At 71.3% G+C, this 13,138-nt stretch carries 11 protein-coding genes; 9 read left to right on the top strand and 2 right to left on the bottom strand.

The features are described 5' to 3' along the window. Positions 1–137 precede the first annotated feature (137 nt). From scy to B072_RS0138815, 7 genes are all read left to right on the top strand, one after another. The gene (scy, locus tag B072_RS0138845) at positions 138–4,121 is read left to right on the top strand and encodes a polarized growth protein Scy (protein ID WP_018535395.1); all 3,984 of its coding nucleotides are present in this window, start codon (positions 138–140) and stop codon (positions 4,119–4,121) included. A gap of 183 nt (positions 4,122–4,304) precedes the next feature. Continuing rightward, on the top strand, positions 4,305–5,240 hold the full coding sequence (locus B072_RS0138840; RefSeq protein ID WP_018535394.1) for a cellulose-binding protein: 936 nt from the start codon (positions 4,305–4,307) through the stop codon (positions 5,238–5,240). 66 nt (positions 5,241–5,306) lie between these two features. Next, positions 5,307–6,293 (top strand): ABC transporter ATP-binding protein, encoded by a 987-nt coding sequence (locus B072_RS0138835; protein ID WP_018535393.1) that lies wholly within the window; start codon positions 5,307–5,309, stop codon positions 6,291–6,293. 1 nt (position 6,294) lies between these two features. Next, positions 6,295–7,062 carry an ABC transporter permease subunit gene (locus tag B072_RS0138830; protein WP_018535392.1) on the top strand — a complete coding sequence of 256 codons (768 nt, stop codon included), beginning with the start codon at positions 6,295–6,297 and terminating at the stop codon, positions 7,060–7,062. Positions 7,063–7,146: 84 nt separating this feature from the next. Next, positions 7,147–7,866: a hypothetical protein gene (locus B072_RS45030; protein WP_018535391.1), complete on the top strand. Its 720-nt coding sequence runs from the start codon at positions 7,147–7,149 to the stop codon at positions 7,864–7,866. 124 nt (positions 7,867–7,990) lie between these two features. Next, positions 7,991–9,211, top strand: a complete 1,221-nt coding sequence (locus tag B072_RS0138820) for an ATP-binding cassette domain-containing protein (RefSeq protein WP_018535390.1) — start codon at positions 7,991–7,993, stop codon at positions 9,209–9,211. After that, entirely contained in the window at positions 9,208–10,065 is an 858-nt protein-coding gene (locus B072_RS0138815; protein WP_018535389.1) for an ABC transporter permease subunit, read from the top strand. Before B072_RS0138820 ends, B072_RS0138815 begins: the two co-directional genes overlap by 4 nt. A 28-nt stretch (positions 10,066–10,093) precedes the next feature. Here B072_RS0138815 and B072_RS0138810 read toward each other — a convergent pair whose 3' ends face one another. Beyond that, positions 10,094–10,420, bottom strand: coding sequence for a hypothetical protein (locus tag B072_RS0138810; protein WP_018535388.1), 327 nt, complete (start codon positions 10,418–10,420; stop codon positions 10,094–10,096). A 221-nt stretch (positions 10,421–10,641) separates the two neighbouring features. Here B072_RS0138810 and B072_RS0138805 point away from each other — a divergent pair, with 221 nt between their 5' ends. Continuing rightward, positions 10,642–11,676: an LLM class flavin-dependent oxidoreductase gene (locus B072_RS0138805; protein WP_018535387.1), complete on the top strand. Its 1,035-nt coding sequence runs from the start codon at positions 10,642–10,644 to the stop codon at positions 11,674–11,676. A gap of 107 nt (positions 11,677–11,783) precedes the next feature. Here B072_RS0138805 and B072_RS0138800 read toward each other — a convergent pair whose 3' ends face one another. Then, positions 11,784–12,176 carry an SCO5389 family protein gene (locus tag B072_RS0138800; protein WP_018535386.1) on the bottom strand — a complete coding sequence of 131 codons (393 nt, stop codon included), beginning with the start codon at positions 12,174–12,176 and terminating at the stop codon, positions 11,784–11,786. A 241-nt stretch (positions 12,177–12,417) separates the two neighbouring features. Between B072_RS0138800 and nucS the strand changes: the two genes are divergently transcribed. After that, positions 12,418–13,089 (top strand): endonuclease NucS, encoded by a 672-nt coding sequence (gene nucS / locus B072_RS0138795; protein ID WP_018535385.1) that lies wholly within the window; start codon positions 12,418–12,420, stop codon positions 13,087–13,089. The last annotated feature ends 49 nt before the right edge of the window (positions 13,090–13,138 follow it).

Genomic DNA, 13,138 nt, shown 5'->3' with positions numbered 1-13,138 from the left:
GGGCTGAAGTGGGTGAGCCCGAAGCGCCGACTGCGCACTCGCTGTCGATCTGACACCATTCCCCGGGGGCCCCGTTCGGCGGATGGACGGGGCTCGTAAGGAAGAACTTGCGACCAGGGGACGGATGGGACCGCGCAGTGCGGGGCTACGAGAGCCAGGACGGCCGTCGGCCGGCTGAGACCGACCATCTCTCGCGGTTCGAAGCCGAGATGGAGCGGCTGAAGACCGAGCGGGAGAAGGCCGTCCAGCACGCCGAGGACCTGGGCTACCAGGTGGAGGTGTTGCGCGCCAAGCTGCACGAGGCGCGCCGCAGCCTCGCGTCCCGGCCTGCCTATGACGGGGCGGACATCGGCTACCAGGCCGAGCAGTTGCTCCGTAATGCCCAGATCCAGGCCGATCAGCTGCGCGCCGACGCCGAGCGCGAGCTGCGCGAGGCCCGTGCCCAGACGCAGCGGATCCTCCAGGAGCACGCCGAGCAGCAGTCGCGGCTCCAGTCCGAGCTGCACACCGAGGCGGTCAACCGCCGGCAGCAGCTCGACCAGGAACTGGCCGAGCGCCGCCGCACCGTAGAGACGCACGTCAACGAGAACGTGCAGTGGGCCGAGCAGCTGCGCGCCCGCAGCGAGCAGCAGGCCCGCCGCCTCCTCGACGAGTCGCGCGCCGAGGCCGACCAGGCGCTCGCCGCCGCCCGCGCGGAGGCCGAGCGGGTCGCCGCCGAGGCTCGCCAGCGGCTGACCAGCGAGGCCGAGACCGCGCGCAGCGAGGCCCAGGCGATCCTGGCCCGCGCGCGGCAGGACGCCGAGCGCCTGCTGAACGCCGCGTCCACCCAGGCGCAGGAAGCGACCGACCACGCCGAGCAGCTGCGCACGTCCACGACCGCCGAGTCGGACGCCGCGCGCCGCCAGGCCGGCGAGCTGAGCCGGGCCGCCGAGCAGAAGATCGCCGAGGCGGACACCGCGCTGCGCGAGGCCCGCGCCGAGGCCGAGAAGGTCCTCACCGAGGCGAAGGAAGCCGCGGCCAAGCAGCTGTCGAGCGCCGAGTCCGCCAACGAGCAGCGCACGCGTACGGCCAAGGAGCAGGTGGCCCGCCTCGTCCAGGAGGCCACCAAGGAAGCCGAGGTCACCAAGTCGGAGGCCGAGCAGGTCGTCGCCGACGCGAAGGCCGAGGCCGAGAAGCTCATCGCGGACGCCAAGGAGAAGGCCCGCACGGTCACCGCCGAGGAGACCGCGGGCGAGCTCGCGAAGGCCGCCCGTACCGCCGAGGACGTCCTCAACAAGGCGTCTCAGGAAGCCAAGACGACGACGAAGGCCGCCGCCGAGGAGGCCGAGCGGATCCGCACCGAGGCCGAGGCCGAGGCGGACCGGCTGCGCGCCGAGGCGCACGACATCTCCGAGCAGCTCAAGGGCGCGGCCAAGGACGACACCAAGGAGTACCGGGCCAAGACCGTCGAGCTGCAGGAGGAGGCCCGCCGCCTGCGCGGCGAGGCCGAGCAGCTGCGCGCCGAGGCCGTCGAGGAGGGCGAGCGGATCCGGGCCGAGGCCCGCCGCGAGGCCGTCCAGCAGATCGAGGAGGCGGCCCGCACCGCCGAGCAGCTGCTCGGCAAGGCCAGGGCCGACGCGGACGAGCTGCGCCGCGGTGCCACCACCGAGGCCGAGCGGGTGCGCACCGAGGCCATCGAGCGCGCCACCTCCCTGCGCAAGCAGGCCGAGGAGACCCTGGAGCGCACCCGCGCCGAGGCCGACCGGCATCGTGCCGATGCCGAGGAGGCGGCCGAGGCCACCAAGGCCGAGGCGGAGCGCGCGGCGCAGGCCCTCAAGGACGAGGCCGAGCAGGCCATAAAGAACCGGCAGGACGAGGCGGCCCGTGAGCTGACCCGGCTGCACACGGAGGCCGAGGAGCGCCTCACGTCGTCCGAGACGACGCTGAACGACGCCCGCGCGGAGTCCGAGCGACTGCGCCGCGAGGCGGCCGACGAGAGCGAGCGGCTGCGCACCGAGGCCGCCGAGCGGGTCCGGACGCTGCAGGCGCAGGCCGAGACGGAGGCCGAGCGGCTGCGCACGGAGGCCGCCGCCGACGCCTCGACGACGCGTTCCGAGGCCGAGAACATCGCCGTACGACTGCGGTCCGAGGCCGCGTCGGAGGCCGAGCGGCTCAAGGCCGAGGCGCAGGACTCCGCCGACCGGCTGCGCGCCGAGGCGCAGACCTCCGCCGAGCGGATCTCCACCGAGGCCGCCGAGACGCTGGCCGCCGCGCAGGAGGAGGCCGCCCGTCGGCGCCGCGAGGCCGAGGAGACGCTCGGCAGCGCCCGCCAGGAGGCCGACCAGGAGCGCGAGCGGGCCCGCGAGCAGAGCGAGGAGCTGCTCGCCGTCGCCCGCGCCCGGGTCGAGGAGGCGCAGACCGAGGCGGCGCGGCTGGTCGAGGAGGCGGACCAGCGGGCGACCGAGATGGTGAGCACCGCCGAGCAGACCGCACAGCAGGTGCGCGACGCCGTGGCCGGGCTCCAGGAGCAGGCCCAGGAGGAGATCGCGGGCCTGCGCTCGACCGCCGAGCACGTCGCCGACCGTACGAAGCGGGAGGCGCAGGAGGAGGCCGACCGGGTCCGCTCCGACGCCTACGCGGAGCGCGAGCGGGCGGCCGAGGACGCGAACCGCGTCCGCTCCGAGGCCGCCACCGAGTCGGAGGCCGCCAAGTCCCTCGCCGAGCGCACGGTCTCGGAGGCGATCGCCGAGGCCGAGCGGCTGCGCACCGAGGCGTCCGAGCAGGCCCAGCGGGTCCGCACCGAGGTATCCGACCTGCGGCAGTCCGCCGACCAGGACGCCTCGCGCACCCGCGCCGAGGCCCGCGAGGACGCCAACCGCATCCGGACCGACGCGGCGACGCAGGCCGACACCCTGATCGGCGAGGCGCGCTCCGAGGCCGAGCGCCTGACGACGGAGACGAACGCCGAGGCCGAGCGGGTCCGCGCCGAGTCCACCGCGGCGGCCGAGAAGCGCGTCGCCGACGCCGCGGCCGAGGCGGAGCGGCTGACCACCGAGGCGCTCACCGCGGCCGAGCAGCTGACGACGGAGACGAACGCCGAGGCCGAGCGGGTCAGGACCGAGTCCGTCGCCAAGGCGGAGAAGCTGATCGCGGACGCGTCCGGCGACGCCGAGCGGCTGCGCGCCGAGGCCGCCGAGACGGTCGGCTCCGCGCAGCAGCACGCCGAGCGGATCCGCACCGAGTCCGAGCGCGTCAAGGCGGAGGCCGCGGCGGAGGCGGAGCGCATCACGAGCGCCGCACGCGACGAGGCCGAGAGCACCCTGGACGAGGCCCGCAAGGACGCCAACAAGCGCCGTACGGAAGCCGCGGAACAGGTCGACACGCTCATCACGGAGTCCGCCGTCGAGGCCGACAAGCTGACGCGCGAGGCGCAGGAGACGGCGCAGAAGACGACCGCCGAAGCGGAGGCGCAGGCCGACACCATGGTCGGCGCGGCCCGCAAGGAAGCCGAGCGGCTGGTCTCCGAGGCCACCGTCGAGGGCAACTCGACGGTGGAGAAGGCCCGCACGGACGCGGACGAGCTGCTCGTCGGCGCCCGCCGGGACGCGACCCAGATAAGGGAGCGGGCCGAGGAGCTGCGGGACCGCATCACGGGTGAGATCGAGGAGCTGCACGAGCGGGCGCGCCGCGAGTCGTCGGAGGCCATGCGGAACGCGGGCGAGCGCTGCGACGCCCTGGTCAAGGCCGCCGAGGAGCAGCTCTCCGAGGCGCGGGCCAAGGCCAAGGAGCTGCTCAACGACGCCAATTCGGAGGCCGGCAAGGTCCGTATCGCCGCCGTGAAGAAGGCCGAGGGCCTGCTCAAGGAGGCCGAGCAGAAAAAGGCCGAGCTCACGCGCGAGGCGCAGAAGATCAAGGCCGACGCGGAGGAGGAGTCCGCCGCCATGATCGAAAAGGGTCAGCGCGATCTGGACGTCCTGGTCCGGCGCCGCGAGGACATCAATGCCGAGATTTCCCGTGTCCAGGACGTACTGGAGGCGTTGGAATCTTTTGAGGCTCCGTCCGGCTCGGGCAAGGACGGTGGCGTCAAGGCTGGCGCCGCGGCAGGGTCTACACGTTCGGGTGGCAAGGGGTCCGAGGGCTAGCCAGGAGGCCAAGTGACGTGCTTGATAAGGACCTTTGGCCCTCCTCCTGGCAAGAGCTCCGCCGCTACGCCACTCAAAAGGGGTGTCATTCTCCAGATCAAACGGGCATCTGCTCGATGACACGCCGCTTGGACCCCTAGGATTCCCTCTATCACCTCACCGGTCTCATTCGACAGGAACCCCATGAGCGACACTTCCCCCTACGGCTTCGAGCTTGTGCGGCGTGGGTACGACCGCGCTCAGGTGGACGAACGAATCTCCAAGCTCGTCTCCGACCGTGACAGCGCTCTTGCTCGAATCACTGCTCTGGAAAAGCGCATCGAGGAACTCCACCTCGAGACGCAGAACGCCCAGGCGCAGGTGAACGACGCGGAGCCGTCGTACGCCGGCCTCGGCGCTCGCGTCGAGAAGATCCTCCGCCTCGCCGAGGAGGAGGCCAAGGACCTGCGCGAGGAGGCCCGCCGGGCCGCCGAGCAGCACCGCGAGCTCGCCGAGTCGGCGGCCCAGCAGGTGCGCAACGACGCGGAGTCGTTCGCGGCCGAGCGCAAGTCCAAGGCCGAGGACGAGGGCGTCCGGATCGTCGAGAAGGCCAAGGGCGAGGCCACCGCGCTGCGGACCGAGGCGCAGAAGGACGCGCAGTCCAAGCGCGAGGAGGCGGACGCCCTCTTCGAGGAGACCCGCGCCAAGGCCGCCCAGGCCGCCGCCGACTTCGAGACGAACCTGGCCAAGCGCCGCGAGCAGTCCGAGCGCGACCTGGCCTCGCGTCAGGCCAAGGCCGAGAAGCGTCTCGCGGAGATCGAGCACCGCGCGGAGCAGCTCCGCCTGGAGGCCGAGAAGCTGCGCACGGACGCCGAGCGCCGCGCCCGTCAGACGGTGGAGACGGCCCAGCGCCAGGCCGAGGACATCGTGGCCGACGCGAACGCCAAGGCCGATCGCATCCGCTCGGAATCGGAGCGCGAGCTGGCGGCGCTGACGAACCGTCGCGACTCGATCAACGCCCAGCTGACCAACGTCCGCGAGATGCTGGCCACGCTGACCGGTGCCGCTGTCGCTGCCGCCGGTGCGCCCGCCGAGGACGAGCCGATCTCTCGCGGTGTGCCCGCGCAGCAGTCCCGCTGACGCCCGGCGAAAGCCCCCTGCCACCTCTAAGTGGCAGGGGGCTTTCGCCCGTTTTAGCGTGACTTCATGATCGAGCTCGAGGGGCTGACCAAGCGCTACGGCGCCAAGACAGCCGTGAACAACCTGACCTTCAGCGTCAGACCCGGCATCGTCACGGGCTTCCTCGGCCCGAACGGCGCGGGCAAGTCGACCACGATGCGCATGATGCTCGGCCTCGACAACCCGACCGCCGGCACGGCCCACATCGACGGCAAGCGGTACGCGCAGTTGAAGGACCCCCTCAGGTACATCGGCGCGCTCCTCGACGCGAAGGCCATGCACGGCGGCCGCAGCGCCTACAACCACCTCCTGTGCCTGGCGCAGTCCAACGGCATCCCCAAGAGCCGCGTGACCGAGGTCCTGGACACGGTCGGCCTCACCGCGGTGGCGAAGAAGAAGGCCAAGGGCTTCTCGCTCGGCATGGGCCAGCGGCTCGGCATCGCGGGCGCGCTCCTCGGCGACCCGCAGATCCTGATGTTCGACGAGCCGGTCAACGGGCTCGACCCCGAGGGCATCCACTGGATCCGGAATCTGATGAAGTCCCTCGCGGCGGCCGGCCGCACCGTCTTCGTCTCCTCGCACCTGATGAGCGAGATGGCGCTCACCGCCGACCACTTGGTGGTCATCGGCCAGGGCCGGCTGCTCGCCGACACCTCCATGGCGGACTTCATCCGCCAGAACTCACGCAGTTACGTGCGTCTGCGCTCCCCGCAGCGCGAGCGCCTCCTCGACGTACTGCACGAGGCGGGCATCACGGTCGTCGAGTCCGGCAACGGCACCCTCGAGGTGGACGGCGGCTCCACCGAGCAGCTCGGCGAGCTGGCCGCGAGCCACCAGCTCGTCCTGCACGAGCTGAGCCCGCAGCAGGCGTCCCTGGAAGAGGCCTTCATGCAGCTGACGGCGGAGTCCGTCGAGTACCACGCGCACTCGGGCCGGCCGACGCAGCCGCAGCCGCAGCCGCAGAGCTGGGGTTCGTCGTGGAACGGCGGCACGAACGACGAGAAGGGGGCCTGACATGGCCGCGGCCCAGGTCCTCCGGTCCGAGTGGACCAAGATCAAGTCGGTCAACTCGACGGCCCTCACGCTCAGCCTCGCCGTCATCGTCTCGGTCGGGCTCGGCATGCTGATCAGCGCCCTGTCCAAGAACGAGTTCAAGGACCTCTCCACCGAGAACAAGCTGACCTTCGACCCCACCTTCGTCTCCTTCGCCGGCCTCACCCTCGGGCAGCTGGCGATGGTGGTCTTCGGGGTCCTGGTCGTGGCGAGCGAGTACAGCACGGGCATGATCCGCACCTCGCTGGCGGCGGTTCCGCAGCGCGGCAGGTTCCTGTTCAGCAAGATCGCGGTCGCCTCGGCGCTGGTCCTGGTCGTCGCGCTGGTCACCAGCTTCGCCTCGTTCTTCCTCGGCCAGATGATGCTGGGCGAGTACAGCACGGACCTCGGCGCCCCGAACGTGCTGCGCGCGGTGCTCGGCGCCGCCGTCTACATGACGCTGATGGCGATGTTCTCCATGGGCATCGCGTCGATGCTCCGCTCCCCCATGCTGGCGCTCGGCATCCTCATGCCGTTCTTCTTCCTGGTCTCCCCGATTCTCGGCAGCGTCTCGGCGACGAAGAAGGTCGCCCAGTACTTCCCCGACCAGGCGGGCTCCCGGATCATGCAGGTCGTCACCCCGGCGAACGACGTCCCGTACGGCCCGTGGGGCGGGCTGGCGATCCTGCTGGTGTGGGTGGCCGTGGCACTGATGGTGGGCTACGCGCTCTTGAAGAAGAGGGATGCGTAGCGCGGGGCTGTATCGATGTGCGGCTCCGCCGCGTGGGCGCGACCAGCCCCGCACGACCGCCGCGACCCCCTAACCTGCGCCCTTATGGCGCTGAAGAAACCAACCCGCACCCTCAAGGCCCTCGGCCTCGACACGGTCCCGGCCCTGGCCCCGCTCACCTATCCGGGCCGCCCGGTCACCGCCCCCGCCCTCCTCGTCGCCGACGAGCTCCACGACCTCGACCTCGAAACCCCGGGCCTCCTGGACGACGTACTCAGGGACCGCACCCCGGTCCTGGCCGTGGGCTCCAACGCCACCCCCGCCCAGATCGCGTACAAACTGTCCCGCCTGAACCTCCCGGCGACGGTCCCGATGATCCCGGTCGAGACGCACGGCATCGGGATCGGCTGCTCCGCCCACATCGGCCGCAACGGCTATGTCGCGGCGGCCCCCTACGAGGCCCCCGGTGAGCGGCGCACCCTCGTCGTCACCTGGCTCGACGAAGTCCAGCTCAAGGCCGTCGACGCGACCGAGCTGCCGAACTACCGCAGGGTCCCCGTGCCGGGCGCCCCGGTCCCCGGCCTCCAGATCTACGTCAGTGAGTACGGGGTGCTGACCGACCCGGCCACCGGTGCCCCGCGCCCGGTCGGCGACCAGGCGGGCCTGCTCACCGCGCTCATGGACCACTCCCCCGCGCTGCACGCGCTGCTCGGCCCGACCCCGCGGGACTGGGTGCGGCGGGCCGCCGCGTCCCCGGCCGTCCGCGAGCGGGGCACGCTTCTCCTCCAGGAGACCGGACGACGGTCCACTCCTTGGCACCTCTGATCCCTTTACGCACTCTTGGCCGGAACCGTCAGCGCTCGGATACGCTCCTAACCCTTACGGGGGCCTGTGCCCCGACGTCCTGAACCTTGTCGAACCGTTCAGAACTTCCGATTGGGTGCGGAGAATGATCGAGGCAGTCGGCCTGACGAAGCGCTACGGCGCCAAGACAGCCGTGTACAACCTTTCCTTCCAGGTACGGCCGGGAACCGTGACCGGCTTCCTCGGACCGAACGGCTCCGGCAAGTCGACGACGATGCGCATGATCCTCGGCCTCGACCAGCCGACCCAGGGCCGGGTGACCATCGGTGGCCACCCGTACAACCAGCTGCCGAACGCGCCGCGCCAGGTCGGCGCGCTGCTCGACGCGAAGGCCGTGCACGGCGGCCGGACCGCCCGCAGCCATCTGCTGAGCCTGGCGCAGCTCTCCGGCATCCCGGCCCGCAGGGTCGACGAGGTGCTGGGCGTCGTCGGCCTCCAGGAGGTCGCCAGGCAGCGCTCCAAGGGGTTCTCCCTCGGCATGGGCCAGCGGCTCGGCATCGCGGCCGCGCTCCTCGGCGACCCGCAGGTACTACTCTTCGACGAGCCGGTCAACGGCCTCGACCCCGAGGGCATCCTCTGGGTCCGCAACCTGATGAAGTCCCTCGCGGCCGAGGGACGTACGGTCTTCGTCTCCTCGCACCTGATGAGCGAGATGGCGCTCACCGCCGAGCACTTGATCGTGATCGGGCGCGGGCAGCTGCTCGCCGACATGAGCGTCAGGGACTTCATCGCGCACAACTCGGCCGGATTCGCGCGCGTGCGCACCCCGGACACCGAGCCGGAGCAGCGCGAGAAGCTGGGCGCCGCGCTCACCGAGGCGGGCGGCCAGGTGCTGCCCGAGCCGGACGGGGCGCTGCGCGTGACGGGCCTGCTGCTGCCGCGGATCAGCGATCTGGCGCACGAGGCGGACGTGCGGCTGTGGGAGCTCTCCCCGCACCAGGCGTCCCTCGAGGAGGCGTACATGCGGATGACGCAGGGCGCCGTGGACTACCGCTCGACCGCCGACCAGCGGGCGGGGCTCCAGGAGCCGCTCGCGCCGGGCATGATGCCGCCGCCGCAGATGCCGGTGCCGGGCCAGGGGCAGCCGGGCTGGTACGCCCCGCCGCCGCCCCAGGCACAGCCGCAGCAGCCGCCGGCCCCGGCAGAGAATCCTTACGCCACCCCGTCGGCGCCGCCCCAGGCACCCGCGCCTGCGCCCGCTCCTGCGCCTGCACCCACGCCTGCACCCGCGCTCCCGCCCGCGCCGCCCGCACCCGCGCCCGCACCGGCGTCCATGGACAAGACAGAGAAGGACGACGCCCGATGAGCACGCCGCCCCCGCCCTACGCCGCGCCTCAGCAGCAGCCACCGCTGCCGTCGGGCCCCGGGTACGCCTCTCCGATCCCGATCCGGCGCGCGCACCTCGGCGACGCGCTCGCCTCGGAGTGGACGAAGATCCGTTCCGTGCGCTCCACGATGTGGACGCTCGGCGTGATGCTGGTGCTGATGATCGGCATCGGTCTCGCGTCGGCCGCGGTCGTCGCCTCCGCCGACACCAGCTCGATGGAGGGCAACGAGGTGCTCGGCCTCGGCTTCTTCGGCGTGCTGCTCGGCACCATCTGCGTGATCACGCTCGGCGTCCTGACCATCGCGTCGGAGTACGGCACCGGCATGATCCGTACGACGATGACGGCCTGCTCCAGCCGCAGCCGGGTGCTCGCGGCGAAGGCGATCGTGTTCTTCGCGCTGGTCTTCGGGCTGACCACGGTGGTCGCGGCGCTGGTCGGCGCGCTCCAGGTGGGCATCGTGGGCGGCGAGTCGCCGGACGGCGGCATGTGGTTCAAGTCGACCGTCGGCGTGGGCCTGTTCGTCGGCCTGCTCGGCCTGCTGGGGCTCGCGGTCGGCACGCTGGTGCGGCACTCGGCGGGCGCGATCACCATCATGATCGGCGTGGTGCTGCTGCCGCTGGTCCTCGCGATGTTCATGTTCGCGCAGTCGCTGGCGAAGCTGCAGGAGTTCCTGCTCCAGTACTCGATCCCCAGCCAGCTCGCCGTGATCTACGACAACTCGGTGACCGCCGGCTCGGGACCGACCGGCTGGGACCCGCTGTGGATCATGATCGCGGTGACGGCGGTCGCGCTGGGCGGCGCGTTCTACTCGCTCAACAACCGCGACGTGTGAGGGACTTGTCCCCGCCGCGGGGATCGTCCTAGAACCGCGGCGCGTTCCTGGACCGCTGCACCTTCGTGGTGCGGCGGTCCTTCGCGTTCCAGCACGCCTTGTGCCAGTGCCGCCGGTCGTCCACGCCCGCGTACTGCGGCCAGGCCACGACATGTGCGACCCCGGAGGGGATCTCCTGGTCGCAGCCCGGGCAGCGGTACGTCTTCCCGGCCGCGCTCGCGCCCGCCACGTGGCGCACGCTCCACTCCTCGCCCCGCCAGCTCTCGGTGGACTGGAATCCGCCGTAGCGCCGCCCCTCGTCGTCGCTGCTGCCTGACGATCCGCCGGCCTTGGGGCGGTTGCGACGCGGGGACACGGATCACCTCACGGGTGCTGGTACGGAGCAGGGGCCTCGCCCAGCGTACGCCGACGGAACAGGGGTATTCGGCCGTCACGCCTCCCCGCACCGGCCCCTCGCCCGCCGGTGCTTCGCAGAAAATCTGCCAATCTTCATGCCAGGCCGTGTCTTTGGCACTTGCCAACCGTTAATGCCTGCAAGGGGAGTGCCCGCGTCGGTGCCAAGGAGGCAGGAGCGCGATGCGCGTAGGAACGTTTGTACTGGCGGCCCAGTTCCCGGGTCAGGGGCAGGGGGAGGCGCTGCACCGTGCGGTGCGGTCGGCCGAGGTCGCCGAGGAGGCGGGGCTCGAATCCGTATGGCTCGCCGAGCACCATTTCGTGCCGTACGGGACATGCCCGTCGGCGATCACACTGGCCGCGCTGCTGCTCGGCCGCACGCAGACACTGCGGGTCGGCACGGCCGTGAGCGTGCTGCCGACCACGCACCCGGTGGCCCTCGGCGAGCAGGCGGCACTGTTGCATCTGACGTCGGGCGGACGCTTTTCGCTGGGGGTAGGACGGGGCGGCCCCTGGGTCGACCTGGAGGTCTTCGGCGCCGGACTCAAGGCGTACGAAGAGGGGTTCCCGGAATCACTCGATCTGCTGCTGCGCTGGCTGCGCGAGGCGCACGTCGCGAGCGAGGGGGACCGTTTCGCCTTCCGCGAGGTGCCGGTGGTACCTCGCCCCGCCGAGGCGATAGGCGCGACCGACCCGGCCGGACCCGAGGTGGTCGTGGCCTGTACGTCGCCGAAGAGCGTGCGGCTCGCCGCCGAGCGGGGACTGCCGATGCTGCTCGGCATGCACTGCGGGGACAAGGACAAGGCGGAGATGGTCGCCCTGTGGCGGCGCTGCGCCCGCGAGGCCGGGCGGCCCGCCGAGGAGATCCTCTCGGCGCCCCATGTCTCCGCCGGTGTCGCCCAGATCGGTGACGGCAGAGCGGAGGCCGCGGAGACACTCCTGAAGGCGATGCCAGGCTGGCTGAAACAGGGCCTGGACGCCCATGTGACGGTCGACGGCCGGGTACGGGCGATGAGGGACCCGCGCGCCTACACGGAGCTGCTGTGCGGCCTCCACCCGGTCGGCACACCACAGTTGTGCGCGGACCGGCTCGCCGCCACGTCGGAGCGGACCGGCATCACGCGCTTCGCGCTGCTCGTCGAGGGCTCCGGGGATCTCGCGGCGACCGAGGAGAACGTACGCCGTCTGGGAGCCGAGGTACTCCCGCAACTCGGCTGATCCTGACCGGAGTCGAGGCCACGACCAGGGGCCCGGTGCCTGCCGCCCGTACAGATGCACCTCCCGCGCACGGGACGGCAGGCAGACCGAACCAAAGGCGTCAGCTGTCAGCAGTCACGCAACTCCGGTGACTGGTTGAGCAGCTGATTGCGAGCCGAGGTGAAGCGGGCCAGCGTCCCGTCGACCGCGGGGTCCTGCGGAAACACCGCGACCCGGTGGCAGTTCTGGAACGCGAGCCGGACACCGAAGTGCCGCTGCAGTGCGCCACGTATCGCGTCACTCGCGAGCGCACGCAGCAGCTGCCCACGTGCCTGCTCGTCCGGCGGCGGCGTCTGGTTGTCGGCGAAATCTCCGCCGTCGACCTTCAACTGGGCCACCAGGGAGCTGATCATCTCCCATGCGTAAGGCAGGGAGGTCCGGACGCAGTCGACGAAGTCCGCTTCGTCAACCTCGCCTCGCTCGGCCTGTTCCAACAGCGCCGGTGAGACGTCGAGCGACATGGGTTCTCCTCTCGCACCCCCAGGGAGCAGGGGTTCACGGACAGGCCAGGAGTCCACGGCGCACACAGCCCATCGACACGCAGCGTGCACGCGCCACGACCTCCTGCTTCTACGGTAAGCAACGCTTCCGGAGCGCAACAGGGCGTACGGCGCCCTGTTCGCACACAACCGGCCAATAACGAACGACCTTCTTTCGGGGCGAATCGCGTGGACCAGTGCCGGTCGAGTAGCGTTGCCCACCATGCGTCTCGTCATCGCCCGCTGCTCCGTGGACTACGCGGGCAGGCTCACCGCCCATCTTCCGTCGGCTCCCCGCCTCATCCTCGTGAAGGCGGACGGCAGCGTCTCCATCCACGCGGACGACCGGGCCTACAAGCCCCTCAACTGGATGTCGCCGCCCTGCACCTTGAAGGAGGGCACGGGTGACGACGAGGGCACCTGGACCGTCATCAACAAGGCGGGCGAGAAACTCATCATCACGATGGAGGAGATCCTCCACGACTCCTCGCACGAACTCGGCGTCGATCCCGGCCTCATCAAGGACGGCGTGGAAGCACACCTTCAGGAGCTGCTCGCCGACCGCATCGAGACGCTCGGCGAGGGCTACACGCTCATCCGCCGCGAGTACATGACGGCGATCGGCCCCGTCGACATCCTGTGCCGCGACGCCGACGGCGGGACCGTGGCCGTCGAGATCAAGCGCCGCGGTGAGATCGACGGCGTGGAGCAGCTCACGCGCTACCTGGAACTGCTGAACCGGGACCCGCACCTCGCCCCCGTCCGGGGAGTCTTCGCGGCCCAGGAGATCAAGCCGCAGGCGCGCGTCCTGGCGACCGACCGGGGCATCGGCTGCACCGTGCTCGACTACAACGCGATGCGCGGCATCGAGGACGACAAACTGCGGCTGTTCTAGCCGCGCGAGCGACCGGCGAAAAGCCGCGGTCGCGTCCGCTCGTCGACCG

Origin of the sequence: Streptomyces sp. HmicA12, from assembly GCF_000373565.1 — a bacterium.
In the GTDB taxonomy this organism is placed as follows: domain Bacteria; phylum Actinomycetota; class Actinomycetes; order Streptomycetales; family Streptomycetaceae; genus Streptomyces.
The sequence above is the reverse complement of the archived record's forward strand: the minus strand, read 5'-3'. Positions and strand labels throughout refer to the sequence as shown.

What these genes read in the sequence shown, in the direction of transcription:
- B072_RS0138840 (WP_018535394.1), top strand. Translation starts at nt 4,305, where the DNA reads ATGAGCGACACTTCCCCCTACGGCTTCGAGCTTGTGCGGCGTGGGTAC.
- B072_RS0138835 (WP_018535393.1), top strand. Translation starts at nt 5,307, where the DNA reads ATGATCGAGCTCGAGGGGCTGACCAAGCGCTACGGCGCCAAGACAGCC.
- B072_RS0138830 (WP_018535392.1), top strand. Translation starts at nt 6,295, where the DNA reads ATGGCCGCGGCCCAGGTCCTCCGGTCCGAGTGGACCAAGATCAAGTCG.
- B072_RS45030 (WP_018535391.1), top strand. Translation starts at nt 7,147, where the DNA reads ATGGCGCTGAAGAAACCAACCCGCACCCTCAAGGCCCTCGGCCTCGAC.
- B072_RS0138820 (WP_018535390.1), top strand. Translation starts at nt 7,991, where the DNA reads ATGATCGAGGCAGTCGGCCTGACGAAGCGCTACGGCGCCAAGACAGCC.
- B072_RS0138815 (WP_018535389.1), top strand. Translation starts at nt 9,208, where the DNA reads ATGAGCACGCCGCCCCCGCCCTACGCCGCGCCTCAGCAGCAGCCACCG.
- B072_RS0138805 (WP_018535387.1), top strand. Translation starts at nt 10,642, where the DNA reads ATGCGCGTAGGAACGTTTGTACTGGCGGCCCAGTTCCCGGGTCAGGGG.
- B072_RS0138800 (WP_018535386.1), bottom strand. Translation starts at nt 12,176, where the DNA reads ATGTCGCTCGACGTCTCACCGGCGCTGTTGGAACAGGCCGAGCGAGGC.
- nucS (WP_018535385.1), top strand. Translation starts at nt 12,418, where the DNA reads ATGCGTCTCGTCATCGCCCGCTGCTCCGTGGACTACGCGGGCAGGCTC.